The 26809-nt window shown below is 63.7% G+C and carries 17 protein-coding genes, 2 tRNA genes and 3 rRNA genes; 9 read left to right on the plus strand and 13 right to left on the minus strand.

What is annotated here, in order from left to right; genetic code table 11:
- Window positions 1-29: 29 nt before the first annotated feature.
- The 3 genes from ACP26O_RS01285 to ACP26O_RS01295 all read right to left on the minus strand — a co-directional run bounded on the left by ACP26O_RS01285 (window position 30) and on the right by ACP26O_RS01295 (window position 2338).
- Window positions 30-602, minus strand: coding sequence for a flavodoxin family protein (locus ACP26O_RS01285; protein ID WP_126227005.1), 573 nt, complete (start codon window positions 600-602; stop codon window positions 30-32).
- A 207-nt stretch (window positions 603-809) separates the two neighbouring features.
- The gene (locus ACP26O_RS01290) at window positions 810-1412 is read right to left on the minus strand and encodes a YbhB/YbcL family Raf kinase inhibitor-like protein (protein ID WP_011655741.1); all 603 of its coding nucleotides are present in this window, start codon (window positions 1410-1412) and stop codon (window positions 810-812) included.
- A gap of 239 nt (window positions 1413-1651) precedes the next feature.
- A complete protein-coding gene (locus ACP26O_RS01295; protein ID WP_006752465.1) occupies window positions 1652-2338 on the minus strand; it encodes an orotate phosphoribosyltransferase in 687 nt (228 codons plus the stop codon).
- Window positions 2339-2798: 460 nt separating this feature from the next.
- Between ACP26O_RS01295 and ACP26O_RS01300 the strand changes: the two genes are divergently transcribed.
- A complete protein-coding gene (locus ACP26O_RS01300) occupies window positions 2799-5069 on the plus strand; it encodes an NADP-dependent malic enzyme (protein ID WP_105832052.1) in 2271 nt (756 codons plus the stop codon).
- A gap of 136 nt (window positions 5070-5205) precedes the next feature.
- On the opposite strand, the gene ACP26O_RS01305 is transcribed toward ACP26O_RS01300, so the two are convergent.
- Complete coding sequence (locus ACP26O_RS01305) at window positions 5206-8802, minus strand: indolepyruvate ferredoxin oxidoreductase family protein (protein ID WP_175665481.1); 3597 nt, start codon at window positions 8800-8802, stop codon at window positions 5206-5208.
- Window positions 8803-9122: 320 nt separating this feature from the next.
- On the opposite strand from ACP26O_RS01305, the gene ACP26O_RS01310 reads away from it, so the two are divergent.
- Entirely contained in the window at window positions 9123-9317 is a 195-nt protein-coding gene (locus tag ACP26O_RS01310; RefSeq protein ID WP_006752462.1) for a hypothetical protein, read from the plus strand.
- Window positions 9318-9431: 114 nt separating this feature from the next.
- On the opposite strand, the gene hppD is transcribed toward ACP26O_RS01310, so the two are convergent.
- Window positions 9432-10529 carry a 4-hydroxyphenylpyruvate dioxygenase gene (gene hppD, locus ACP26O_RS01315; RefSeq protein ID WP_175665480.1) on the minus strand — a complete coding sequence of 366 codons (1098 nt, stop codon included), beginning with the start codon at window positions 10527-10529 and terminating at the stop codon, window positions 9432-9434.
- Window positions 10530-10742: 213 nt separating this feature from the next.
- On the opposite strand from hppD, the gene ACP26O_RS01320 reads away from it, so the two are divergent.
- A complete protein-coding gene (locus ACP26O_RS01320) occupies window positions 10743-11267 on the plus strand; it encodes an Lrp/AsnC family transcriptional regulator (RefSeq protein WP_011655746.1) in 525 nt (174 codons plus the stop codon).
- A gap of 71 nt (window positions 11268-11338) precedes the next feature.
- On the opposite strand, the gene ACP26O_RS01325 is transcribed toward ACP26O_RS01320, so the two are convergent.
- The 8 genes from ACP26O_RS01325 to paaA form a co-directional block, all read right to left on the minus strand.
- Window positions 11339-11986, minus strand: a complete 648-nt coding sequence (locus ACP26O_RS01325) for a GNAT family N-acetyltransferase (protein WP_011655747.1) — start codon at window positions 11984-11986, stop codon at window positions 11339-11341.
- A gap of 235 nt (window positions 11987-12221) precedes the next feature.
- On the minus strand, window positions 12222-12827 hold the full coding sequence (locus ACP26O_RS01330; RefSeq protein ID WP_175657550.1) for a TetR/AcrR family transcriptional regulator: 606 nt from the start codon (window positions 12825-12827) through the stop codon (window positions 12222-12224).
- Window positions 12828-12849: 22 nt separating this feature from the next.
- A complete protein-coding gene (locus tag ACP26O_RS01335) occupies window positions 12850-13665 on the minus strand; it encodes a DUF1835 domain-containing protein (RefSeq protein ID WP_175665479.1) in 816 nt (271 codons plus the stop codon).
- A 130-nt stretch (window positions 13666-13795) separates the two neighbouring features.
- A complete protein-coding gene (paaE, locus tag ACP26O_RS01340) occupies window positions 13796-14884 on the minus strand; it encodes a 1,2-phenylacetyl-CoA epoxidase subunit PaaE (RefSeq protein ID WP_011655750.1) in 1089 nt (362 codons plus the stop codon).
- Window positions 14885-14886: 2 nt separating this feature from the next.
- A complete protein-coding gene (gene paaD / locus ACP26O_RS01345; RefSeq protein ID WP_006752455.1) occupies window positions 14887-15450 on the minus strand; it encodes a 1,2-phenylacetyl-CoA epoxidase subunit PaaD in 564 nt (187 codons plus the stop codon).
- A gap of 25 nt (window positions 15451-15475) precedes the next feature.
- A complete protein-coding gene (paaC, locus tag ACP26O_RS01350; RefSeq protein ID WP_126227012.1) occupies window positions 15476-16279 on the minus strand; it encodes a 1,2-phenylacetyl-CoA epoxidase subunit PaaC in 804 nt (267 codons plus the stop codon).
- Between the two features lie 10 nt (window positions 16280-16289).
- Window positions 16290-16574, minus strand: coding sequence for a 1,2-phenylacetyl-CoA epoxidase subunit PaaB (paaB, locus tag ACP26O_RS01355; RefSeq protein ID WP_006752453.1), 285 nt, complete (start codon window positions 16572-16574; stop codon window positions 16290-16292).
- A gap of 36 nt (window positions 16575-16610) precedes the next feature.
- The gene (paaA, locus tag ACP26O_RS01360; protein WP_011655753.1) at window positions 16611-17609 is read right to left on the minus strand and encodes a 1,2-phenylacetyl-CoA epoxidase subunit PaaA; all 999 of its coding nucleotides are present in this window, start codon (window positions 17607-17609) and stop codon (window positions 16611-16613) included.
- A gap of 201 nt (window positions 17610-17810) precedes the next feature.
- Between paaA and ACP26O_RS01365 the strand changes: the two genes are divergently transcribed.
- The 6 genes from ACP26O_RS01365 to rrf all read left to right on the plus strand — a co-directional run bounded on the left by ACP26O_RS01365 (window position 17811) and on the right by rrf (window position 24891).
- Window positions 17811-19079, plus strand: a complete 1269-nt coding sequence (locus tag ACP26O_RS01365) for an SGNH/GDSL hydrolase family protein (RefSeq protein WP_175661438.1) — start codon at window positions 17811-17813, stop codon at window positions 19077-19079.
- A 580-nt stretch (window positions 19080-19659) separates the two neighbouring features.
- A 16S ribosomal RNA gene (locus ACP26O_RS01370) occupies window positions 19660-21192 on the plus strand.
- A 62-nt stretch (window positions 21193-21254) separates the two neighbouring features.
- A tRNA-Ile gene (locus ACP26O_RS01375) sits at window positions 21255-21331 on the plus strand.
- An 85-nt stretch (window positions 21332-21416) separates the two neighbouring features.
- Window positions 21417-21492, plus strand: a tRNA-Ala gene (locus tag ACP26O_RS01380).
- Between the two features lie 275 nt (window positions 21493-21767).
- Window positions 21768-24649: ribosomal RNA gene (locus ACP26O_RS01385) — 23S ribosomal RNA — on the plus strand.
- 129 nt (window positions 24650-24778) lie between these two features.
- Window positions 24779-24891, plus strand: a 5S ribosomal RNA gene (gene rrf, locus ACP26O_RS01390).
- The 16S, 23S and 5S rRNA genes sit together here with 2 tRNA genes alongside, the layout of an rRNA operon.
- Window positions 24892-26809 lie beyond the last annotated feature (1918 nt).

A 26809-nucleotide genomic window follows, 5' to 3' on the forward strand; every position in this document is an offset into this window, starting at 1 on the left:
GGCGCGAGCGGGCGGGCGCCACGGCGCGTTCAGCGGCCGCCGGCCATCCAGCGCGTCGTCGCTTCGGCGACGCGCGCGCCGAACGCCTTCGCGGTCTCGAGGTCGCCGGGCAGCGGGCCCTCGTCGGGCGTCGCGTCCGCCGGCGACTGCGCGAGCAGACCCGTGAAGCCGCCGACGTAGTTGATGTCGTTGCGCGTGGCCGCCTTCGAGTTGGCCGGCATCATGCCCGTGCCGACCCACACCATCCCATGTTGCATCGCCAGCGTGACGAAATACTGAATCGTCGAGAACTTGTCGCCGTTCATCGTCGCGGAGTTCGTGAAGCCCGCGGCGATCTTGTCCTTCCATTTCTGCGTGAACCACGGTTTCGACGTGGCATCGGCGAATTGCTTGAACTGCGCGGACGGGCCGCCCATGTAGGTCGGCGCGCCGAAGACGATCGCGTCCGCCGCGTCGAGCGCGGCCCAGCCTGCGTCGTCGAGTTCGCCGACGGCGATCAGGCGCGCGGTGGCGCCGGCATCCTGCGCGCCTGCATGGACGGCCTCGGCCAGTTTCTGCGTGTGACCGTAGCCGCTGTGATAGACGATGACGATGTTCGACATGAAGCGTTCTCCGGAAGGGGGCGAAAGGGCAGGCGCGATGGCCTGCCGCGACACGCGCCGCACTCGGGCGGCGCGACCGATGCGCGGCGGGATGCCGCGAGCGGTGCAGCGGAGTCTAGCAAGCCGAAATGACGGGAGAAAAGCGTGCGTCGCACGCACGGGATTTCACTGGCGCGGGCAGTCGCGACGCCGGACGTGCGCGACCGCTTACTGCCCGTAATTGACCGTGAGCCGGGCGGTGCCGATCGTCAGCGTGCCGATCTCGTGCTCGAACATCGGGGCGGGGCGGCCTTGCGCGACGCGCAGGTCGGTGCCTTTCAGCGCATGGACGGTGATCACGTAGCGGTGCGGCTTGCCGGGCGGCGGGCACGGGCCGCCGTAGCCGTCGATCCCGAAGTCGTTGCGCGCCTCGCTCGCGCCGATGCGCCGCAGAAAGCCCGACGCGCTCGCATCGGCCGGCACGCTCGTGACGCTCGCCGGGATGCCGGTGACGGCCCAGTGCCACCAGCCGTGCCCCGGCGCATCGGGATCGAAGATCGTGATCGCATAGCTGCGCGTGCCGGGCGGCGGATTGTGCCAGCTGAGCTGCGGCGAGCGGTTCTCGCCCTTGCAGTCGCCGCGGTCGAACACGTTCGCGGCGGGCACGCGCCCGCCGGGCGTCAGCGCGTCGCTCGACACGGTGAACGGGCCTTCCGCCCGCGTGGGCAGGGCGGCGAACGCAGCGCACGCGGCAGCGCAGAGAACGGCGACGATGAACGGAGACGGACGACCCGGGCACGCAGGCGAAGTGATCCGGCGATCCACACGCATATGGCGCTTCTCCCGTCACGTGAACCGGATCGATGCTCCCGGCATTGTTGGCGTTGTGCGTTGCCTGCGCAGCTAATGGAGGCGATGGATCAAGTCTAGCATTAGGGTTCGATGAGCGATGCATGCCATTGCCGGCAATCGGGCGCGGCGTGATGCGGATCGACGGACGAAAAAAAGCCGCTCGCGATCAGGCGAGCGGCTCTTTCAGCCACGGTGCCGGCCTGCGGGCCGGCGCGGCGTCATTCCTTCGGGGCCGTGGCACCGCCGTGCGCGGCCGACCACTCGGCCGGCGCGTGCAGGAACTTCTCGACTTCGTCGAGCGTCTTGGTCTCGAAGTAGCCCGATGCCTTCGCGACGCGCAGCACGTCCCACCAGGTCGCCAGCGCGTGCAGGTCGACGTCGATGTCCTTCAGGACCGACACGCTTTCCTTGAAGATGTTGTAGTGGAACAGCACGAAGCAGTGGTTCACCGTCGCGCCCGCGGTGCGCAGCGCGTTGACGAAGTTGATCTTGCTGCGGCTGTCGGTCGTCAGGTCTTCCACCAGCAGCACGCGCGAGCCTTCTTCCAGATGACCCTCGATCTGCGCGTTGCGGCCGAAACCCTTCGGCTTTTTGCGCACGTACTGCATCGGCACCATCATGCGGTCCGCGAGCCATGCCGCGAACGGGATGCCGGCCGTCTCGCCGCCCGCCACCGAGTCGATCTGCTCGAAGCCGACGTCGCGCATGATCGTCGTTTCCGCCATTTCCATCAGCGCACGACGCACGCGCGGATACGAGATCAGCTTGCGGCAGTCGATGTAGACGGGGCTTGCCCAGCCGGACGTGAAGATGAACGGTTTTTCGGCGTTGAAGTGCACCGCCTGCACTTCGAGCAGGATTTTGGCGGTCGTATCCGAGATCGACTGACGATCGTAGCCTGTCATGGGCATTCCTTGGGTGATGAGCGAAGAGCGGGCGCGGGCCCGGCGGCGCAGCAAGGGGAACCTGCCGGAGGGGCGGGGGTGCGATCGGCGGGCCAATCGCATCGCTGCGCGCGTAGCCCGCTATTTTACCCGATTCGGGCCAGTTTTCGGCGGAACTCGCGCAGGTTCGACGCGCGGCTCACCACCGGCGAAACAAACGGGGCACGATCACGCGGAGGCCGATGCCAGGGATGCCGCGGTGCACCAACAGAGGTCATTTAGGGGGTGTACACTAGGCGACCCTTAGAAATCGTTCAGTACTTTGTACTTCCTCTTGCCCACCCGCCAAGGTTCGGTGGCGTGCCGACCCGGCGCGTCGCGAGCCGTCTCGCAGTCGACCATCCCCTCGATCCCGGCAGACGCGGCTCAAGGTGCTGTGTACTGAACCGTCAAAATTTCGCATGTCTCTCGCAGGTCAATCATGGACGAACAACTGAAGCAGGCTGCACTCGCTTATCACCTGAACCCGAAACCCGGCAAGATTTCGGTCACCCCGACCAAGCCGCTGTCGAACCAGCTCGATCTGTCGCTCGCGTATTCGCCGGGCGTCGCCGCTGCGTGCGAAGCGATCCACGCCGATCCGCTCGACGCACAGAAGTACACGTCGCGCGGCAACCTCGTCGGCGTCATCACGAACGGCACCGCCGTGCTCGGCCTCGGCAACATCGGCCCGCTCGCTGCGAAGCCGGTGATGGAAGGCAAGGGCTGCCTGTTCAAGAAATTCGCGGGCATCGACGTGTTCGACATCGAACTGTCGGAGTCCGACCCCGACAAGCTCGTCGAGGCGATCGCGATGCTCGAGCCGACGCTCGGCGGCATCAACCTTGAGGACATCAAGGCGCCGGAATGCTTCTACATCGAGCAGAAGCTGCGCGAGCGCATGAAGATTCCCGTCTTCCACGATGACCAGCACGGCACCGCGATCATCGCGTCGGCCGCGATCCTGAACGGCCTGAAGGTCGTCGGCAAGAACCTCGCCGACGTGAAGCTCGTGTGCTCGGGCGCGGGCGCGGCAGCGATCGCGTGTCTGGACCTGCTCGTGAACCTCGGCCTGACGAAGTCGAACATCCTCGTCGCCGACTCGAAGGGCGTGATCTACGAAGGGCGCGGCAACCTCGATCCGTCGAAGCAGCGCTATGCGGCGACCACCGACGCGCGCACGCTCGCCGACGCGATCGTCGGCGCGGACGTGTTCCTCGGCTGCTCGAGCGCGGGCGTGCTGAAGCAGGACATGGTCAAGACGATGGGCGACCGCCCGCTGATCCTGGCGCTCGCGAACCCGGAACCGGAAATCCGCCCGGAAGACGCGAAGGCGGTGCGCCCGGACGCCATCGTCGCGACCGGCCGTTCGGACTACCCGAACCAGGTCAACAACGTGCTGTGCTTCCCGTTCATCTTCCGCGGCGCGCTCGACGTCGGCGCGACGACGATCACGGAAGAAATGAAGCTCGCGTGCGTGCGCGCGATCGCCGAACTGGCCCAGGAAACCGAGCAGAGCGAGGAAGTCGCGAAGGCGTATGAAGGCCACTCGCTCGAGTTCGGGCCGGAATACCTGATTCCGAAGCCGTTCGACCCGCGCCTGATCATCAAGATCGCGCCGGCCGTCGCGCAAGCCGCGATGGATTCGGGCGTCGCCACGCGCCCGATCCAGGACATGGACGCGTACCGCGAGCAGCTCGGCGCGACCGTCTACCGCACCGGCATGGTGATGCGTCCGGTGTTCGCGACCGCGAAGCAGAAGCAGGCGCGCATCGTGTTCGCCGAGGGCGAGGACGAGCGCGTGCTGCGCGCCGCGCAGTTCGTGCTGCTGGAAAAGATCGCGAAGCCGATCATCATCGGCCGTCCGTCGGTCGTCGAGATGCGCCTGCAGAAGATCGGCTCGAAGCTGAAGGCCGGCGTCGATTTCGAGATCGTGAATCCGGAAGACGACACGCGCTACCACCGCTATTGGCAGGCGTACCACGAGATCGGCGCGCGCGACGGCGTCACGCCGGAAGTCGCGAAGGCCGCGCTGCGCAAGTTCAACACGCTGATCGGTGCGATGCTCGTGCACCTGGGCGATGCGGACGGGATGATCTGCGGGATGATCGACACGTACCACACGCACCTGAAGTTCATCGAGCAGGTGCTGGGCCGTGCGAACGGCGCCGAGCACTACGCGGCGATGAACCTGCTGATGCTGCCGGGCCGCAACCTGTTCATGTGCGACACGTACGTGAACGAAGTGCCGAGCGCGGAACAGCTCGCCGACATGACGATCCAGGCTGCCGCCGAGATCGAGCGCTTCGGCATCACGCCGAAGGCCGCGCTGCTGTCGAACTCGAACTTCGGCAGCGCGCCGTCGTCGTCGTCGCGCCGGATGGCGGAAGCCCGCAAGCTGATCAGCGAGCGTGCACCGAACCTCGAAGTCGACGGCGAAATGCACGGCGACGCGGCGCTGTCCGAAGCGGTCCGCAAGGCCGCGTTCCCGGGCACGACGCTGTCGGGCGAAGCGAACCTGCTGATCATGCCGAACGTCGAAGCGGCGAACATCGCGTACAACCTGCTGAAGATGGTCGGCGGCGAAGGCGTGACGGTCGGCCCGTTCCTGCTCGGCGCGGCGAAGCCGGTTCACATCCTGACGCCGGCCGCGACCGTGCGCCGGATCATCAACATGACGGCGGTTGCCGCCGCGAACGCGAACACGAAGTAAGTTCGCGCCCGCGTGGGCCGCGCATCACGCGCGGCGCCATGAAAAACGCCACGGAACCCGCGTTCCGTGGCGTTTTTTTGTGCCCTGCTTGCCGCACGGGGCGGGCGTCCCGACCGCGAACGCCCGCCGCGTACCGTTACGCGACCTGCTGGCTCGTCTGCCCGGCCGTCGGCGAACGCCACTGCGCGAGCAGCGTGTTCCACTTCTGGCGCACCGCGCGCAGGTTGTTCTCCTTCACGTGGCCGTAGCCGCGAATGCCGTCCGGCAGCGCCGCGAGCTCGAGCGCGAGCGCGAGCGGGCGGTTGGCCGCGTTCAACTTGCCGAGCACTTCGCCAATCAGCGCTTCGTACTCGCCGATCAGTGCGCGCTCGGTGCGGCGCTCCTCGGTGCGGCCGAACGGGTCGAGCCCCGTGCCGCGCAGGAACTTCGCCTTCGCGAGCAACCGGAACGCGGACATCATCCACGGGCCGTACGCCTTCTTCACGAGATGGCCGTGTGCGTCCGTCTTCGCGAACAGCGGCGGCGCGAGGTGGAATTTCAGCTTCCAGTCGCCTTCGAACTGCGATGACAGGCGCGCGAGGAACGCGGGATCGGACTGCAGCCGCGCGACCTCGTATTCGTCCTTGTACGCCATCAGCTTGAACAGATTGCGGGCGACCGCTTCGGTCAGCGGCTCCTGCACGGCGTCGCCGTCCGCCAGCGCGCGTTCGGCAGCCCGCACCCGGTCGACGAAGGCGGCATAGCGCGATGCGTACGCGGCGTTCTGGTACGCGGTGAGGAACTCCACGCGCTTCGCGATCAAGGCATCGACCGCCTTCTTCGTGTGCAGTGCGATCACCGTCGCGCCCTGCACGGGGCGCGCGTCGCCGGCCGCGGCCTGCTTCACGCTCGCGAGGTCGTGCGCGGCGCGGCGACCCCAGTCGAACGCCGCCCGGTTCTTCTCGACCGACACCGCGTTCAGCTCGATCGCGCGTTCGAGCGACGCGAGCGTAAGCGGTAGCCAGCCTTTCTGCCACGCGTAGCCGAGCACGAACGGATTCGTGTAGATCGCGTCGCCGAGCAGCGCGACCGCGAAGCGGTTCGCGTCGATGAAGTCGACGGCCGAGCCGGCCGCCGCGCGGATGTCGTTTTCGGCGGACACGCCCGGGAACGCCCAGTTCGGGTTCTTGATGAACTCGGCGGTCGGCGTCTGCGCGCTGTTGACGACCACGCGCGTCGTGTCGTGCCGCATCCGCGACGTGCATTCGTCGCCGGCCGTGACGATCGCGTCGCAGCCGATCACGAGGTCGGCTTCGCCCATCGCGATCCGCGTCGCGTGGATGTCGGTCGGCGCGTGCGAGATCTGCACGTGGCTCATCACGGCGCCGCCCTTCTGCGCGAGGCCCGTGACGTCGAGCACGGTCACGCCCTTGTTCTCCAGGTGCGCGGCCATGCCGAGCAGCGCGCCGATCGTCACGACGCCCGTGCCGCCGACGCCCGTGACGAGCACGCCGTAGGCACGATCGATCGCCGGCAGCGCCGGCTCCGGAATCGTCGGCAGCGCGCCGCCGTCGACCGACACGGCCTTCGGCTTCTTCAACTGGCCGCCTTCGACCGTGACGAAGCTCGGGCAGAAGCCCTTCAGGCACGAGAAGTCCTTGTTGCAGCTCGACTGGTTGATCTGGCGCTTCGTGCCGAATTCGGTTTCAAGTGGCTCGACCGACAGGCAGTTCGACTGCACCGAGCAGTCGCCGCAGCCTTCGCACACCGCGTCGTTGATCACGACGCGCTTCGCCGGATCCGGATACGTGCCGCGCTTGCGGCGGCGGCGCTTCTCCGTCGCGCAGGTCTGGTCGTAGATCAGGATCGTCGTGCCGGCGATCTCGCGCAGCTCGCGTTGCACGTCGTCGAGCTGGTCGCGGTGATGGATCGTCACGCCCGGCGCGAGCAGCGCCTTCTGGTCGTCGTACTTTTCCGGCTCGTCGGTGACGATCACGATCTTCTTCGCACCTTCGGACGCGAGCTGGTGCGTGATCTGCGGCACCGTCAGCACGCCGTCGACCGGCTGGCCGCCCGTCATTGCGACGGCGTCGTTGTAGAGGATCTTGTAGGTGATGTTCGCCTTCGACGAGATCGCCGCGCGCACCGCCAGCAGGCCCGAGTGGAAATAGGTGCCGTCGCCGAGGTTCGCGAACACGTGCTTTTCGTCCGTGAACGGCGCCTGGCCGATCCACGGCACGCCTTCGCCGCCCATCTGGCTGAAGGTGCTCGTGCTGCGGTCCATCCACACCGTCATGTAGTGGCAGCCGATCCCGGCGATCGCGCGCGAGCCTTCCGGCACGTTGGTCGACGTGTTGTGCGGGCAGCCCGAGCAGAACCACGGCTTGCGCTCGGTCTGCACGTGCGGCTTCGCGAGCGCCATTTCCTTCGCGTTGATCACCGCGAGCCGCGCGGCGATGCGCGCGCGCACGTCGGACGGCAGCTCGAACTTCTCGAGGCGCGTCGCGATCGCCTTCGCGATGATCGCGGGCGACAGTTCGTAGTGCGCGGGCAGCAGCCAGTTGCCCATCGGCACCGACCATTCGCCGCCGGCGCCGTCCTTCTCGTCGAACTTGCCGAATACGCGCGGGCGCTGCGCATCGGGCCAGTTGTACAGCTCTTCCTTGATCGCGTATTCGAGGATCTGACGCTTTTCCTCGACGACGAGGATTTCGTCGAGGCCGCGCGCGAATGCCTGCGCGCCTTGCGCCTCGAGCGGCCACACGCAGCCGACCTTGTAGAGGCGGATGCCGATCCGGGCGCAGGTTTCGTCGTCGAGGCCGAGGTCGCTCAGCGCCTGGCGCACATCGAGGTACGCCTTGCCGCCCGTCATGATCCCGAAGCGCGCGGTGGGCGAGTCGATCTCGATCCGGTCGAGCTTGTTCGCGCGCACATAGGCGAGCGCCGCGTACCACTTGTAGTCCAGCAGCCGCGCTTCCTGCACGAGCGGCGGGTCGGGCCAGCGGATGTTCAGGCCGCCTTCCGGCAGGATGAAGTCGGTCGGCAGCACGATCTCGGTGCGATGCGGGTCGATGTCGACCGACGCCGACGATTCGACCACGTCCGTCACGCACTTGAGCGCGACCCACAGGCCCGAGTAGCGGCTCATTGCCCAGCCGTGCAGGCCGAAGTCGAGATATTCCTGCACGTTGGACGGGAACAGCACCGGCAGCCCGCAGGCCTTGAAGATGTGTTCGGACTGGTGCGCGAGCGTCGACGATTTCGCCGCGTGGTCGTCGCCGGCGAGCACCAGCACGCCGCCGTGCGGCGACGAGCCGGCCGAGTTCGCGTGCTTGAAGACGTCGCCGGTGCGGTCGACGCCCGGCCCCTTGCCGTACCACATGCCGAACACGCCGTCGTACTTCGCGCCGGGGTACAGGTTCACCTGCTGCGAGCCCCATACGGCGGTGGCGGCGAGATCTTCGTTGAGACCGGGCTGGAAGACGATCTGGTGGGCGGCGAGGTGCTGCTTGGCCTTCCACAGCGAGAGGTCGAGGCCGCCAAGCGGCGAACCGCGATAACCGGAGATGAAGCCGGCCGTGTTGAGGCCGGCGGCGCGGTCGCGTTCCTGCTGGAGCATCGGCAGGCGCACGAGCGCCTGGATGCCGCTCATGTACGCGCGGCCGCGTTCGAGCGTGTATTTGTCGTCGAGCGTGACGGACTTCAGCGCGGCTTCGAGGGAAGCGCGTTGGTCTGCGTCTAGCGGGGCATTCATTGAACAGTCTCCTCCACCCAGTTTGGGATCACCAAAGCTTCAAGTGCGTCGACGTCTTGTGAACGTCTCGGCAGTGGCCGGCATATTGGCCGGTTTTAAGCGATGGTAGCACTGGGATAAACCCGTCGCCCATCGGCCGGTTGGCCACCGCGCGTCGACAAAACGGCGTGCCGCCATGCGTTACATCATGTAAAAGCATGTAAAGCCGGCCCCATCTTCGTACAAATGCCGTTAATCTTGTCGGCCTGCCGGAGGTGCCCGGCCGCGTCGGCCCGTTTCGACGCAACCGGGGAGGCGCCGGCAGTTTTTAAGGAGGTGCAATGAACACACGTCATATCCAGAGTTTCCTGATCGTGTCCGCGGCGTTTTTCGCGATGACCGGCCCGGTGCACGCGCGCGGCGCGAGCGCACTGGCGGCAGCCGGCGCGCAGATGCGTCAGATCGCGCCGGCGCAGGACGCCGCCGCGCAGCCGGCCGCCCAGCGCGCCATCGCAGCGAAGGCGAACGTGCGTTGATCCGTTCGCGCGGCCGCCGGGCCGCGCCGAAACGCGCAGAACGACAAAAGGGCGGGAATCGCAAGATTCCCGCCCTTTTTTCTTGTGCCGCCGATGTGCGCGCGGCCGTGAGCGTCAGGCCTTGTCCTGGACCACGCCGCGGCGGATCTGGTCGAGCTCGATCGATTCGAACAGCGCCTTGAAGTTGCCTTCGCCGAAGCCCTGGTTGCCCTTGCGCTGGATGATCTCGAAGAAGATCGGGCCGATCTGGTTCTCGGTGAAGATCTGCAGCAGCAGGTCGTCGCGGGCGCCGTCGATCAGGATCTTGCGCTTCTTCAACTCGTCGAGCGATTCGCCGTGGTTCGGCACGCGGCGGTCGACCAGCTCGTAATAGGTGTCGATCGTGTCGAGCAGCTTCACTTCCTTGCCGCGCAGGCCGTCGACCGCGCGGTAGATGTCGTTCGTGCCGAGCGCGATGTGCTGGATGCCTTCGCCGTGATACGCGTCGAGGTACTCCTGGATCTGGCCGGCCGTGTCCGAGCCTTCCTCGTTGATCGGGATCCGGATCTTGCCGCACGGCGACGTCATCGCCTTCGACTTCACGCCCGTCACCTTGCCTTCGATGTCGAAGTAGCGCACCTCGCGGAAGTTGAACAGGCGCTCGTAGAACTCGGCCCATTCCTGCATGCGGCCGCGATGCACGTTGTGCGTCAGGTGGTCGATGTAGGTGAGGCCGTGGCCCACCGGGTTCGGGTTCGCGCCGGCGATCGGCTCGAAGTCGACGTCATAGATGCTGATGTCGCCGATCGCACCCGGCTGCGCGCCGTTCTTGCCGCGCCAGCGGTCGACGAAATAGATCAGCGAATCGCCGATGCCCTTGATCGCCGGGATGTTCAGCTCCATCGGGCCCGTCTTGTTGTCGAAGCCCCACGCGCCGAGGTCGAGCGCGTGCTGGTACGCCTTCGCGGCGTCCTGCACGCGGAACGCGATCGCGCAGATCGACGGGCCGTGCAGGCGCGCGAAGCGTTGTGCGAACGAATCGGGTTCGGCGTTGATGATGAAGTTGATGTCGCCCTGGCGGTAGACCGTCACGTCCTTGTGGCGATGGCGTGCGATCGCGGTGAAACCCATCCGCTCGAACAGCTGTCCGAGCGCTTTCGGATCCGGTGCGGTGTATTCGATGAATTCGAAGCCGTCGGTGCCGACGGGATTCTCCCAGTTGGGGATCTGCATGCCGTGTCTCCTGTGTGCGGTGCGAGCGGCCGGGGCGAGGTGGGGAACCCGGCCGGTTTCAAGTCGAAGGAGATGCGTGCCGCGGCGCGCGCAACGCATCGCTCCATGCGACAAAGTGTAGCGGGCAGGGTGGAGCGTAAACTTGCGAACTTAGTTGTCGGTGCCTACGATGACGCAATTTACAGTCTCGAAATAATCATCGGAGGGCAGAAAATGGCGCAGGCCGAATTGGATGCCATCGACCGGCGGATTCTCGCGATTCTTCAGGAGAACGGCCGCCTGTCGAACCAGGAGATCGCCGAGCGCGTGAACCTGTCGCCGAGCCCGTGCCTGCGGCGGATCCGCCGGCTCGAGGAAATCGGCGTGATCACCGGCTACGTCGCGCTGCTCGATCCGCAGAAGCTCGGGCTCGACCTGCTCGCCTATGTGAGCGTGCGGCTTGAGAAGCGCGGCGGCCTGGCGCCGGTCCGTGCCGACGAGACATCGGCGCGCGCGGGCGCGACCCACGCGGAACTGTTCCGCGCGGCCGTGCAGACCTGGCCGGAAGTGGTCGCGTGTCATGCGATGACGGGCGACATGGATTACCTGCTACGCGTGCAGGTCGAGGACATGGCGCACTTCTCCCGCTTCGTGCAGGAGCATTTGCTGCACCACCCGTCGGTGATCGACGTGAAGACGAGCTTCTCGCTCGAGTGCTTCAAGGAGACGACGGCGTTGCCGATCCGGTCAGTGCGCTAGCGCGCGGCGCCGGGAGAAGGGGGCAAGAAAAGAAGGCCGGGCGCCCCGCGGGGCAGCCCGGTCGGCCGATGTCACGCCGTCAGCGTGGCGGGCATCAGCGATTCGATGAATTTCGACGTGCGGTGCGCCTGGCGCTTCAGCGCATAGTCGAACACCGCGGCCTGTTCCTGCAGCATCTCGGCGAGGATCGTCGAGTGGTCGGCCGGCGGCAGCGACAGGTACGCATCGGCTTCGCCGTACGCGTATTCGATCCGCATGCCGGACTTCTTCGCGATGTGCATCATCGTCGCGTTGCGCGACAGGCAATGCATGTACAGCATCGTCACGCGGGTGTTGCGGCTGCGGATCGCCGCGCGCTCGAACAGCTTCGAGCCGACGCCGCGGCCGCGGGCGCTTTCGAGCACCGACACGCCGAATTCGGCCGTGCGCTTGTCGCCTTCGACCGGCAGGTAAGCCAGGTGGCCGACGCCGATCAGTTCGAGCGCATGGTCGAACACGCCGAACACGGTGTCGCGCCCGAAGTCGAGCGTCCGGACATAGTTCTCGATCACGTGGTCGGGCACCATCTGCCCGAAGCGCAGCAGGCGGTCCTCTTCGTCGAGCGAGAGAAAGTGGGTGAGCATGCGCTCACGGTCTTTGGAAGCCAGTTCCCTGACGAGAACCGGCGCAGTACCGGCGTGGCCGACGGCATCGGCACGGCGGTTGGATTGCGTGTTCATCGTGGGTTCCTCAGTGTGTTGCTGCACATGTGTGTTGTGCGACGCAACAGCATTTTACCCGAGCGGGGTTGGGGAAAACCCGTATTTGACGTTATTTGTGCTGAGGGGAAATTCTAAATCCGCTTAGTTCATTTTCTATCTATTTGATTTTTAACGGATTAAAAATTCATCATATGAAATGCCCGGCGGGCTGCCGCAGTGTGCCCGCCACGCAACGCATGCTGCTCTGCGGCAATCACGCGCTGGCCGACAGCCCCCGCTCCATCAGGTCGATCACCTGTTCGGCGAAGTCGCGGTAGCCGAGGCGCCCGCCCGGCTTGAGCCACGTGAACGTCCAGTTGATCATCCCGAACACCATCATCGTGACCGACGTCTGGTTTTCCTTGGAGATCCGGTCCGGATAGGCGCGCGCGAGCTGGCGCGCGAAGGCCGCGACGATGTCGCGCTGGCGATCCAGCACGATTTCGCGCTGCGCATCCTCCAGATACTTCACGTCGTTGAGCAGCGCGACGTGGCGGCTGTGCGACGTCTCGTACTCGGCGAGGAACGCCCGCACCAGTTCGGCGAACGCGTCGCGCTCGCTGAGGCCGCGCCGCTGGCTCGCGCCTTCGACCTCGGCGATGATCAGCATCAACCGTTTCGTGTAGCGGTCGAGCAGGTCGAACAGGATTGCTTCCTTGCTCTCGTAATAGTGATAGAGACGCGCCTTCGACGTGCCGCTCGCGGTCGCGAGATCGGACATCGACGTGCTCGGATAGCTCGTTTGCGCGAATTTCTCGGCGGCGAGATCGAGGATCTGCTCGCGCTGGGATTCGTGGTCGGGCGCTCGGGTACGGGCCATGGTGGAATGCGAAAGAGTAGCGTTAGCGGGGCGCGGCGGGCGCGCGTACCTGCGTGAAAGAGAGGGCGGCCGGCGCGTCGTCCTGCAGCTCGAGCCGGCCGGCTGCCGCGAGCTCGCGGCAGCGCCACCAGGCGATCGAGTCGCTGACGAATAGCCCGCCGCGGTCGGCGCCGGCCATGATGCCGCCGACCACGCGCCGTGCGGGCTGCCAGCCGGGTTCCGCATGCGCGGCGATCAGCGCGTCGAGGTCGGCGTACTGGCCGCTCTTGATCGTGTTGCTCACCCAGTAGCGCAACTCGGCATTCAGGTGCTTGGCCTCCTGCCATTCGAGCGCGAGGCGGCCGATGCGCAGCACCGAGACCGGCGCGGCCATCGGCCGTTTGCGGGCGAGCGCCGCCGGCGAGAACATCCCGGTCGAACAGGCCTGGTCGGTGCGGGTCAGCGCTGCGCGCTGCGGTGCGTCGAGGTCGGCGGCCGACAGCCGCACCTCGTTCAGGCGCTGCGGCACGTTGCGCAGGTGATAGGCGACGCGGCGCAGCAGCAGCTTGTCGCCAACGCTCGGCGCGTGCCACACGACCACCTGGCCGGTGTCCATCGCGAGCTGGTCGAGGCGGGCGAACTCGCCCTGGATTTCCGCATTCCAGTCGGGAATCTGATCGCCGAGCACGCGCTGCCAGAAGGCGGCGCGCGTGTCGGGCGTCTCGTCGGCGCCCTTCAGCGGCCCGACCGCGAGATCGTCGAGCAATCCGACGACGCGCTCGTCGCGTCCGGCTTGCGCGAGCGCCTCGCGTAGCGACGCGGCGGCGGTGCCGCCCTGAATCACGTGAATGGTACTCATCGGCCTGTCATCGAACAAAAGAAAACCGCCGGACGGGCGGACGCGATGACGTCCAGCCGGCCGGCGGCCCCTAGTGTAAGCGAGATGTGTGACGACGAGAAACCGGCACGCCGTGCCGGTCCGACGCCGCTCAACGCTCGTCGAAGCTTACGACTACCTTGTCGCTGATCGGGTGGCACTGGCACGTGAGCACGAAGCCGTCCTTCACTTCGTGTTCCTCGAGCGTGTAGTTCTTTTCCATCCGCACTTCGCCTTCGACCACCTTCGCCCGGCACGTGCAGCACACGCCGCCCTTGCACGCGTAGGGTAGCGCGAGGCCCGCGCGCAGGCCGACGTCGAGCAGGCTCACGCCTTCGTACGGCAGACGCAGCTTGCGCTTCTTGCCGTCGAGCACGATTTCGAGGTCCGCGGCCGGCGTCGTGTCGGTGATCTCGACGACGGGGGCGCCGGCCTGCGGCAGCGGCGTGCCGAAGCGTTCGACATGCACCTTCGCCTGCGGCACGCCGGCTGCTTTCAGCGCGGCTTCGGCTGCGTCCATCATCGGCGCGGGGCCGCAGATGAACGCTTCGTCGATCGCGTCGGCGGGCATCAGCGTGGCGAGGAATTCCGCGCATTTCGCCTGGTCGAGGACGCCATTGAACAGCTCGACGTCCTGCTGGTCGTCCGACAGCACGTGATACAGGACGAAGCGGTCCATGTAGCGGTTCTTCAGGTCCTCGAGCTCCTCCGCGAACATGATCGCGTCGACGCTGCGGTTGCCGTAGATCAGCGTGAACGTGCTGCGCGGTTCGAGTTCGAGCGTCGTCTTCACGATCGCGAGCACCGGCGTGATGCCCGAGCCACCGGAGAACGCGACGTACTGCTTGCCGTGATCGGCGTTCAGGTGCGTGAAGAAGCGGCCGTCCGGCGTCATCACGTCGATCGTGTGGCCGGGCTTCAGCGTGTCGAACGCGAAGTTCGAGAAACGGCCGCCCCGCACGCGCTTGATGCCGATGCGCAGTTCGCCGTCGCGGTCGTAGTCGGTCGTGCCGACACAGATCGAGTACGAGCGGCGCGTTTCCTCGCCGTCGATATGGGTCTTCAGCGTGACGAACTGGCCCTGCGTGAAGCGGAACGCGTCGCGCAGCTCCGGCGGCACGTCGAAGGAGACGGTAACGGCGTCGGCGGTCTCGGGGCGCACGTCGCGGATACGCAGCGGGTGAAATTGCGGAGTCGCCATGATCAATAGGGTTTGAAGTAGTCGAAGGGTTCGCGGCAGTCGACGCAGCGATACAGCGCCTTGCAGGCCGTGGACGCGAATTGCGCGAGACGCTCGGTGCGGGCGGAGCCGCAGCGCGGGCAAACGGGCGCCGCGACCGGCCGCGGCACGAAACGCACGACGGTTTCCCGTGGCGCGGCGCTGCCGCACTGACCGACGGGCGGCGCGATGCCGTAGGCGCGCAGCTTCTCGCGCGCTTCCTGCGTGATCCAGTCGGTCGTCCACGCGGGCGCGAGCACCGTCTCGATCCGGTGCGGCGGCAGGTCGGCGGCCTGCAGCGCGGCGGCGATGTCCTCGGCGATCTGCGACATGGCCGGACAGCCGGAGTAGGTCGGCGTGATCACGACTTCGAGCAGGCCGTCGTCCGCGCGACGGACGTCGCGCAGGATGCCGAGCTCGCGGATCGACACGACCGGGATTTCGGGATCGGGCACCGCTTCGAGCACGTCCCACGCACGCGCGAGCAACGGATCGTTGCGGTGCGCGGCGGGCGTGGCGTCGGCGGGTGTGGCGGTCTGGACGGACATCGTCGGGCTCCGTTGGGTCGGCCGGTTACCAGCTCGCGCCGGGGTGCTGGCGCGCGAGGCTCTGCATTTCCGCGAGCAGGTAGCCCATGTGCTCGGAGTGCTCGCCCTGCTTGCCGGTCGTCACATGCTGGACGGGTGCCGGCAGGGTGAGCGTCGCCTCCGCGAGCGCATCGTCCACGTCCGCGCGCCACGCGGCTTCGAGCGCGGCCGGTGCCGGGGCGATGCCCAGTGCGGCGACGGCGTCGTCGATCGCGTCGGCCGCGAAGAATTCGCGCGTGTACGGAATCAGGTAATCGAGCGCGGCCTGCGCGCGGCGATGCGATTCGTCGGTGCCGTCGCCAAGGCGCACCAGCCATTCGCGCGCGTGCTGCACGTGATAGCGGGTCTCCTTCACCGATTTCGCGGCGATCGCGGCGAGGTGCGCGTCCGTCGACGTTTCGAGCGCCGTCCACACGTGCAGCATCAGCGTCGCGTAGAGGAAGTTGCGCACGATCGTCACCGCGTAGTCCTTGTCGGCGTGCGCGGTGCCGGCGATCGGGCCGTAGTGCGGCAGCTCGGCGAGCGTGAAGTTCGCGAATTCGCGCTCGGTGCGGAAGTACGCGTAATCGTCTTCCGTCTTCGCCGCGCCGTTGAGCTGGCGCTCGAGTTCGGCTGCGTGCGTATACAGCATGCGGGCCTGGCCGATGAGGTCGAGGCTCATGTTGGTGAGCGCGATGTCTTCCTCGAGGATCGGGCCGTGGCCGCACCATTCGGCGTTGCGCTGACCGAGGATCAGCGCGTTGTCCGCAAGGCGCAGCACGTAGGAGAGGTGTTCGGGCGTGATCGTCATGGCGCGGGCGTTACATGTGGTTGACTTCGTCGGGCAGCGTGTAGAACGTCGGGTGACGGTAGATCTTGTCGCCCGCCGGTTCGAACAGCTCGGCCTTCTCGGCCGGATCCGACGCGGTGATCGCCGACGACGGCACCACCCAGATGCTCACGCCTTCCTGGCGGCGCGTGTAGACGTCGCGCGCCATGCGCAGCGCCATCGACGCGTCGGCCGCGTGCAGGCTGCCGCAATGCTTGTGGTCGAGCCCTTGCTTGCTGCGCACGAACACTTCCCAGATCGGCCATTCCTTGTTCATCACTCTCTCCTGAATCCTGTATTCGAGGGTTGCCGCTCAGGCGGCGTGCTGTTCGGCGCGGGCGCGGCGCTTCGCTTCGTGCGCGAGCGCGGCTTCGCGTACCCACGCGCCGTCGTCGTGCGCCTTCACGCGGGTCGCGAGGCGTTCCTTGTTGCAAGGGCCGTCGCCGTTGACGACGCGCCAGAATTCATCCCAGTCGATCGCGCCGTAGTCGTGGTGGCCGCGCGCGTCGTTCCATTTCAGGTCCGGGTCGGGCAGCGTCACGCCGAGGACCTTCGCCTGGTCGACCGTCGCGTCGACGAACTTCTGCCGCAGATCGTCGTTCGAGATCCGCTTGATGCCCCATTTCGCGGACTGGCTGCTGTGGACCGAGTCGGCGTCGCTCGGGCCGAACATCATCAGCACCGGCCACCACCAGCGGTTCACGGCCTGCTGGACCATCGCGCGCTGCGCGTCGGTGCCCTTCATCATCGACAGCAGCGCATCGAAACCCTGGCGCTGGTGGAACGACTCTTCCTTGCACACGCGGATCATCGCGCGCGCGTACGGGCCGTACGTGCAGCGGCACAGCGGGATCTGGTTCATGATCGCGGCGCCGTCGACCAGCCAGCCGATCACGCCGACGTCGGCCCAAGTCGGCGTCGGGTAGTTGAAGATGCTCGAGTATTTCGCCTTGCCGGCGTGCAGCGCGTCGATCAGCGCATCGCGCGAAACGCCGAGCGTTTCGGCCGCGCTATATAGATAGAGGCCGTGGCCGGCTTCGTCCTGGACTTTCGCGAGCAGGATCGCCTTGCGCTTCAGGCTCGGCGCGCGCGAGATCCAGTTGCCTTCCGGCAGCATGCCGACCACTTCCGAGTGCGCATGCTGCGAGATCTGGCGGACCAGCGTCTTGCGATAGGCGTCGGGCATCCAGTCCTGCGGTTCGATCTTGCCGTCCGCGGCCATGACCGCGTCGAACCGCGCCTGCTCGGGCGACTCGGCTGCGGCGTCGAGCGGCGCGACGTTGCCGGGGATGTCGAGGGATTGCGTGTACATGGCGGAGATTCCCGTCCGGTTGAATGTGTGCGAAGTATAAACCAACCGACCGGTCGGTTAATAAATTTCTTGTGCATTTGCGGCAAGACTGGGGGTAAACGAGAGGCGTCGGGGCTCGATCGCTGCACGGGAAGGCGGTTCGGCGCGTGAGATCGGCGGCTTCTGCGGCACAATGCCCGCTTTCCGATGAGGATTTCGCCGATGTCATTTCGAAGCAGTTTCGTCGCGACCGTGCTGGGCGCGTCCATGTTCCTGTCGCCGCTCGCGGCCTCGGCCTCGGCCCAGGCCGGTTGGGTCGCCGCGTGGGCGACTGCCTTGCAGCCGATTCCCGACCTGGCTGCGCCGCCGCCGCTCTATCGTGCGCCCGACGTGGCCGGGCGGACCGTTCGGCAGATCGTCTATCCGACCGTATCGGGACATGCCGCGCGGATTCGCGTGAGCAATGCATACGGTCGCGCGCCGCTGGTGATCGACGCCGCAGGTCTTGCGCGCGCGGGTGACGGCGCGACGCTTGCCGATGGGGCGAGCACGGCCGTGCGCTTCGGCGGCAAGGCATCGGTGACGCTCGCGTCGGGCCAGGAGCTCGAAAGCGACCCGGTGGCGATCGACGTGACAGCCGGGCGGCCGTATGCGATCAGCCTGCGGATGGGGGCGAACCAGCGGATGACCGCCTGGCACCGCGTGTCGAACCAATTCAATTACGTATCGGCGCCGGGCGATCACGTGAACGACCCGGGTGCCGGCGCATTCCGCACGCGCTTTACCCAATATGCGTGGGTGACCGAATTGGCCGTCGAGGCCGGAGCCGCGCGGGCGAGTGTCGCGGCGATCGGGGATTCGATCACCGACGGGCTGCGCTCGAGCCTGAACCGCAACCGTCGCTGGCCGGATGCGCTGACGCTTCGGCTGACCGCGGCAGGTTCGAATACGCTCGGCGTGGTGAATCTCGGGATCAGCGGCAACCGGTTGCTCAGCGATTCGGCGTGCTACGGCACGTCGCTCGCGTCGCGGTTCGAGCGCGATGCGCTTTCGCGCGCGGGGGTGAAGGCGGCGATCGTGCTGATCGGCATCAACGACATCAACTTCGCGGCGATGCCGCCGCGGGCGGGGCTCGATTGTGACAGCCCGCATACGCAGGTCACGGCCGCATCGTTGATCGACGGCTACCGCCGGTTGATCGAGGCCGCGCACCGCCAGGGCGTGAAGGTATTCGGTGCAACGCTTACGCCTGCGGCATTGCCGGCCGGGCGCGAGGCGATCCGGCTCGAGGTGAACCGGTGGATTCGGAGCGGCGGCGGGTTCGACGGTGTGGTCGACTTCGACGCGGTGCTGCGCGACCCGGCGCGCCCGAGCGTGCTGCTGCGCCGATACGACAGCGGTGACGGCATTCACCCGAGCGACGCCGGCTATACGGCAATGGCCGACGCGGTGCCGATGGAGCAACTGCACGCCGCGGTTGGCGGCAAGTGAAATCGCCCAGTACATATATATAGAGAGGGAGTGCGACCAGTCGCCAGCTGCATCAGGATCGCGGGTGGTGTGTAGTCCGTCGAACCCCAAGCCCCCGTGCGCGGCAGCGCACCGGGGCTTTTTCAAAATATTTTCACAAAGGGGTTGCGTGGACAGGGGCGGGTGCTTAGAATCACGCCTCTTTCGCGCTAACGGAAACACGGCGCGGGAGGAAGGGAAGCGGTGCTGACGAGGAAGGTTGTAGAAGCCCCGGCGCACACGAAGTTGAACCCCTCGCCGTCGCAACGAAGCAGTTCAGAAAGTTGTTGACGAGCGAAGAAAGACGGTTCATAATCTCGCTTCTCTGCTGCTGAAAACGCAGCGCTGCTGAGAAACAGAAGGTTTCTCGCAGAAATGCTCTTTAAAAATTAACAGCCGATAAGTGTGGGCGCTTGATGGAAGCGAGCTGATCTTCGGATCAGATAGCGAAAGTATCAAGAGTCTCACACTAAAGTAAGTCAGGTTTATGAAGTGATTCATATTCCTGTCAGCTTTGAGTGAGCGACCGGTTCTTAACCGAACCGAAAACAGTAACAGGTTTAAACTGAAGAGTTTGATCCTGGCTCAGATTGAACGCTGGCGGCATGCCTTACACATGCAAGTCGAACGGCAGCACGGGTGCTTGCACCTGGTGGCGAGTGGCGAACGGGTGAGTAATACATCGGAACATGTCCTGTAGTGGGGGATAGCCCGGCGAAAGCCGGATTAATACCGCATACGATCTACGGATGAAAGCGGGGGACCTTCGGGCCTCGCGCTATAGGGTTGGCCGATGGCTGATTAGCTAGTTGGTGGGGTAAAGGCCTACCAAGGCGACGATCAGTAGCTGGTCTGAGAGGACGACCAGCCACACTGGGACTGAGACACGGCCCAGACTCCTACGGGAGGCAGCAGTGGGGAATTTTGGACAATGGGCGAAAGCCTGATCCAGCAATGCCGCGTGTGTGAAGAAGGCCTTCGGGTTGTAAAGCACTTTTGTCCGGAAAGAAATCCTTGGTTCTAATATAGCCGGGGGATGACGGTACCGGAAGAATAAGCACCGGCTAACTACGTGCCAGCAGCCGCGGTAATACGTAGGGTGCGAGCGTTAATCGGAATTACTGGGCGTAAAGCGTGCGCAGGCGGTTTGCTAAGACCGATGTGAAATCCCCGGGCTCAACCTGGGAACTGCATTGGTGACTGGCAGGCTAGAGTATGGCAGAGGGGGGTAGAATTCCACGTGTAGCAGTGAAATGCGTAGAGATGTGGAGGAATACCGATGGCGAAGGCAGCCCCCTGGGCCAATACTGACGCTCATGCACGAAAGCGTGGGGAGCAAACAGGATTAGATACCCTGGTAGTCCACGCCCTAAACGATGTCAACTAGTTGTTGGGGATTCATTTCCTTAGTAACGTAGCTAACGCGTGAAGTTGACCGCCTGGGGAGTACGGTCGCAAGATTAAAACTCAAAGGAATTGACGGGGACCCGCACAAGCGGTGGATGATGTGGATTAATTCGATGCAACGCGAAAAACCTTACCTACCCTTGACATGGTCGGAATCCCGCTGAGAGGTGGGAGTGCTCGAAAGAGAACCGGCGCACAGGTGCTGCATGGCTGTCGTCAGCTCGTGTCGTGAGATGTTGGGTTAAGTCCCGCAACGAGCGCAACCCTTGTCCTTAGTTGCTACGCAAGAGCACTCTAAGGAGACTGCCGGTGACAAACCGGAGGAAGGTGGGGATGACGTCAAGTCCTCATGGCCCTTATGGGTAGGGCTTCACACGTCATACAATGGTCGGAACAGAGGGTTGCCAACCCGCGAGGGGGAGCTAATCCCAGAAAACCGATCGTAGTCCGGATTGCACTCTGCAACTCGAGTGCATGAAGCTGGAATCGCTAGTAATCGCGGATCAGCATGCCGCGGTGAATACGTTCCCGGGTCTTGTACACACCGCCCGTCACACCATGGGAGTGGGTTTTACCAGAAGTGGCTAGTCTAACCGCAAGGAGGACGGTCACCACGGTAGGATTCATGACTGGGGTGAAGTCGTAACAAGGTAGCCGTATCGGAAGGTGCGGCTGGATCACCTCCTTTCCAGAGCTTCTCGCAAAGTTGAGCGCTCACGCTTATCGGCTGTAAATTAAAGACAGACTCAGGGGTCTGTAGCTCAGTCGGTTAGAGCACCGTCTTGATAAGGCGGGGGTCGTTGGTTCGAATCCAACCAGACCCACCATTGTCTGACGTGTCGGTGATCGTTAGCGCTTCAGCGCTTACGAGTACCTCTACCGCTAGGCTGAAACCTGAGGTCATCTGTACATGGGGGCATAGCTCAGCTGGGAGAGCACCTGCTTTGCAAGCAGGGGGTCGTCGGTTCGATCCCGTCTGCCTCCACCAATCCTCAATGACAAGCGTTCGACGTCGTCGAATCTTTGTCATTGGCGATTGAGCCAGTCAGAGTGATATGAGTAACACCATATCGGCTGTCGTTCTTTAACAATCTGGAAGAAGTAAGTAATTTGGATAGCGGAAGCGTCTTGAGATGGACGTGGAAACTATCCGGGTTGTGATTGTATCGATGTATCTCAAGATGATTCGAACTCTATGTTTGACTCAATTGGAATACGGCACAACGCGAGAACTCAACCTGTAACGAGACAGACTCGTTATAGGGTCAAGCGAACAAGTGCATGTGGTGGATGCCTTGGCGATCACAGGCGATGAAGGACGCGGTAGCCTGCGAAAAGCTACGGGGAGCTGGCAAACGAGCTTTGATCCGTAGATGTCCGAATGGGGAAACCCACTCCTTTTGGAGTATCCATGGCTGAATACATAGGCCATGTGAAGCGAACGCGGTGAACTGAAACATCTAAGTAACCGCAGGAAAAGAAATCAACCGAGATTCCCAAAGTAGTGGCGAGCGAAATGGGATGAGCCTTGTACTCTTTATTTGTATTGTTAGCCGAACGCTCTGGAAAGTGCGGCCATAGCGGGTGATAGCCCTGTAGGCGAAAACAGTATGAAAGAACTAAGTGTACGACAAGTAGGGCGGGACACGTGAAATCCTGTCTGAAGATGGGGGGACCATCCTCCAAGGCTAAATACTCGTGATCGACCGATAGTGAACCAGTACCGTGAGGGAAAGGCGAAAAGAACCCCGGGAGGGGAGTGAAATAGATCCTGAAACCGCATGCATACAAACAGTCGGAGCCTCGTAAGGGGTGACGGCGTACCTTTTGTATAATGGGTCAGCGACTTACGTTCAGTAGCAAGCTTAACCGTATAGGGCAGGCGTAGCGAAAGCGAGTCCGAATAGGGCGTTCAGTTGCTGGGCGTAGACCCGAAACCAAGTGATCTATCCATGGCCAGGATGAAGGTGCGGTAACACGTACTGGAGGTCCGAACCCACTAACGTTGAAAAGTTAGGGGATGAGCTGTGGATAGGGGTGAAAGGCTAAACAAACTTGGAAATAGCTGGTTCTCTCCGAAAACTATTTAGGTAGTGCCTCGTGTCTCACCTTCGGGGGTAGAGCACTGTCATGGTTGGGGGGTCTATTGCAGATTACCCCGCCATAGCAAACTCCGAATACCGAAGAGTGCAATCACGGGAGACAGACATCGGGTGCTAACGTCCGGTGTCAAGAGGGAAACAACCCAGACCGCCAGCTAAGGTCCCCAAATATAGCTAAGTGGGAAACGAAGTGGGAAGGCTAAAACAGTCAGGAGGTTGGCTTAGAAGCAGCCACCCTTTAAAGAAAGCGTAATAGCTCACTGATCGAGTCGTCCTGCGCGGAAGATGTAACGGGGCTAAGCTATATACCGAAGCTGCGGATGCGTGCTTTGCACGCATGGTAGGAGAGCGTTCCGTAAGCCTGCGAAGGTGCGTTGAAAAGCGTGCTGGAGGTATCGGAAGTGCGAATGCTGACATGAGTAGCGATAAAGGGGGTGAAAGGCCCCCTCGCCGTAAGCCCAAGGTTTCCTACGCAACGTTCATCGGCGTAGGGTGAGTCGGCCCCTAAGGCGAGGCAGAAATGCGTAGCTGATGGGAAGCAGGTCAATATTCCTGCACCATTGTTAGATGCGATGGGGGGACGGATCGCGGAAGGTTGTCCGGGTGTTGGAAGTCCCGGTCGCTGCATTGGAGAAGGCACTTAGGCAAATCCGGGTGCGTAATTCAAGGGTGTGGCGCGAGCTCCTTAGGGAGCGAAGCAATTGGAAGTGGTTCCAAGAAAAGCCTCTAAGCTTCAGTCTAACGATGACCGTACCGCAAACCGACACAGGTGGGCGAGATGAGTATTCTAAGGCGCTTGAGAGAACTCGGGAGAAGGAACTCGGCAAATTGGTACCGTAACTTCGGGATAAGGTACGCCCTTGTAGCTTGACTGGCCTGCGCCAGGAGGGTGAAGGGGTTGCAATAAACTGGTGGCTGCGACTGTTTAATAAAAACACAGCACTCTGCAAACACGAAAGTGGACGTATAGGGTGTGACGCCTGCCCGGTGCCGGAAGATTAAATGATGGGGTGCAAGCTCTTGATTGAAGTCCCGGTAAACGGCGGCCGTAACTATAACGGTCCTAAGGTAGCGAAATTCCTTGTCGGGTAAGTTCCGACCTGCACGAATGGCGTAACGATGGCCACACTGTCTCCTCCCGAGACTCAGCGAAGTTGAAGTGTTTGTGATGATGCAATCTACCCGCGGCTAGACGGAAAGACCCCATGAACCTTTACTGTAGCTTTGCATTGGACTTTGAACCGATCTGTGTAGGATAGGTGGGAGGCTATGAAACCGGAACGCTAGTTTCGGTGGAGCCGTCCTTGAAATACCACCCTGGTTTGTTTGAGGTTCTAACCTTGGCCCGTGATCCGGGTCGGGGACAGTGCATGGTAGGCAGTTTGACTGGGGCGGTCTCCTCCCAAAGCGTAACGGAGGAGTACGAAGGTACGCTAGGTACGGTCGGAAATCGTGCTGATAGTGCAATGGCATAAGCGTGCTTAACTGCGAGACCGACAAGTCGAGCAGGTGCGAAAGCAGGTCATAGTGATCCGGTGGTTCTGTATGGAAGGGCCATCGCTCAACGGATAAAAGGTACTCTGGGGATAACAGGCTGATACCGCCCAAGAGTTCATATCGACGGCGGTGTTTGGCACCTCGATGTCGGCTCATCTCATCCTGGGGCTGTAGCCGGTCCCAAGGGTATGGCTGTTCGCCATTTAAAGAGGTACGTGAGCTGGGTTTAAAACGTCGTGAGACAGTTTGGTCCCTATCTGCCGTGGGCGTTGGATATTTGAAGGGGGCTGCTCCTAGTACGAGAGGACCGGAGTGGACGAACCTCTGGTGTACCGGTTGTCACGCCAGTGGCATCGCCGGGTAGCTATGTTCGGAAGAGATAACCGCTGAAAGCATCTAAGCGGGAAACTCGCCTTAAGATGAGATATCCCTGGGGACTAGATCCCCTTGAAGGGTCGTTCGAGACCAGGACGTTGATAGGTCAGGTGTGTAAGCGCAGTAATGCGTTCAGCTAACTGATACTAATTGCCCGTAAGGCTTGATCCTATAACAAGTCTGTTTCGCGCTGACAGAGCGCGTCGGACCGGTTGGATTCTCGTGTGTGATACACACAACCAAAATTACTGCTTCTTCCCGGATTGGTCGCGTTGCGAAGCAGCGTGACAACCCTCTTTGCCTGATGACCATAGCGAGTCGGTCCCACCCCTTCCCATCCCGAACAGGACCGTGAAACGACTCTACGCCGATGATAGTGCGGATTCCCGTGTGAAAGTAGGTAATCGTCAGGCTCCCTAAGCCAAGAACCCCCGCCCGAAAGGCGGGGGTTTTTGCATTGGCGCGGCGGAAACGCGATGACAGCGAGGTGGGGCCCTTGGCGCCGGCGGGCAGGTGAGCTGGCCGGGCAGGATCCTCACGCAGGTCGCATCCGTATCGTCGCTATCTCCGCGGCCACGACAGTGAGCTTGCACCGCGCGCAGAGCGGGAATGGGAGCGACGCCGAATCGTTGGGTTTGATCTGACGACGTCAGGCCGGGGCATCCCGGTTCTCATCACGCTCGACAGCATCGAAACCGCGCAGCGAGATCTGCGGCATCGGAGGTTCTTGTTGGCGCTGCCATTGAGCTCCACGCCAGCTTCCATCATTCGAACGATTGACCATCGGCAACCCCGCCGATCACCCTTGCGGAAGGCAAAGGGTTCGTCATTCTTCTGGCTGTCATTGGTGGTCGCTTCATGCCCGGAATGATCTCGTTTCCCGACCTTTCTCCCGTAATTTGCCGCCTCGAGCGCAATGCACGACTCGCCGATTCGTCACGCCGGGGCGAGCCATTATTGCAGCCCATCGGCGTGCTTACGTCGGCTATCTCCGTTCAATATCGGTAATGTCGTTGGGGGTGCCGGCGCGCGACTGATGCGTCTAGCCGCAAATCAGTGACGCTCTTGCGGGCAGAACGCACCTGCAAGACCGTGCTTCTCGGCGCCCGAGTGCCGAGCGAAATTCTCGTCAGGCCTTCCGCCGACATTGAGACGACAGGGAGACAAAACCCTGGGCTGCCGATCCGATTTCGTCAGAGCCCGCGCGGTTGCTTTTGATGAGAACAGGCTGACCGTCTCGAAGGACATGGACTTCTTCGCCGTGCGAATAGGCGGGGCCGCCAAAACAGTCACTATCCGCGCTCAACTGAACACGGCGAGCGTCGTATCGATAAGTAGGATGAGCGCGGCTTCACTGCGATAGCCCGACCAGGCGCTCATGTCGGTCGGCTTGCACGAGGGCCCGCGCAGCGCGGGCTGCGCGTGCCGCACGGTCGCCGAGCCCCCCGCCGCGCAGCCAGTGTGGCAGCTATGCATGCGCGCGCGGATCGTAGCGTATCAGCCGCTGCAGGACATCAAAGCCGGCCGAGCTGTCGGTGTCGCCCTGGGAGGCGTCATGGTCGCTGCGCGCCCCGATACGGTAGGTCGATACGTCGTTCTGCGGCCACGCGCACTGATCGCATCTGCCGGCGCTCGTGGCGCGTATGCACCCTCACGCGATGGTTCGCATGCGCGCGCCGGGCCGGGACGCCGCCTTTCCAGTCGGCGACGCGGATGCTGCCACGCGCGCTGCGGCTTGCGAGCCGGTGGCGCGTGCGGTTGGGTGGGCGGGCGTCATCCCGTTCTCGGCCGCGATCGCACACCCGGCGTCGATGGCCGGCTTTAACGTGTCACCTTCCGTGACGGCCACCGTGTGTTCCCGCGCTCTGAGGCGCTGCTCTCGGAAAGCGACTGCGGCGGGATTGCCGCGATCCTCTCTAGGCGGCACCACGCATTTGGGGTGCCCCGCATGGGCCGGGGGTAGGTGCGAAGAACGGCGCGCGCGCGGGCAACAAGAAAGGCAGGATTTCGCTCGCGGCGTGAGAGGGCAGGGGAGTCGGCTTGATCGTGCGGCGCGGATTGGCAACGCGCAGCTTTTTGTCTGGGTGACGAATCGGCGCGACCAGACGGCCCCTTTCCTGACGGTTAGATGGGCCGCGGGGACGTCGACGAGAGCGGTAGCCCCTGTTCTCCGAATCCGGGTTCAGCGTTGGTGTCCTGACAACCACAGAGACATCGGCCGTCCCATGCCTGGCGTTACGTCGGAGCGCGTTCCTGATAACCAACTTCACCCGCCCCGAGCCCTCTACGGACGCCCCGCAAATCCGCCCGGCATGGAAATTGCGGATTTTT

Origin of the sequence: Burkholderia sp. R-40 (assembly GCF_049942845.1) — a bacterium.
In the GTDB taxonomy this organism is placed as follows: Bacteria; Pseudomonadota; Gammaproteobacteria; order Burkholderiales; family Burkholderiaceae; genus Burkholderia; species Burkholderia ambifaria.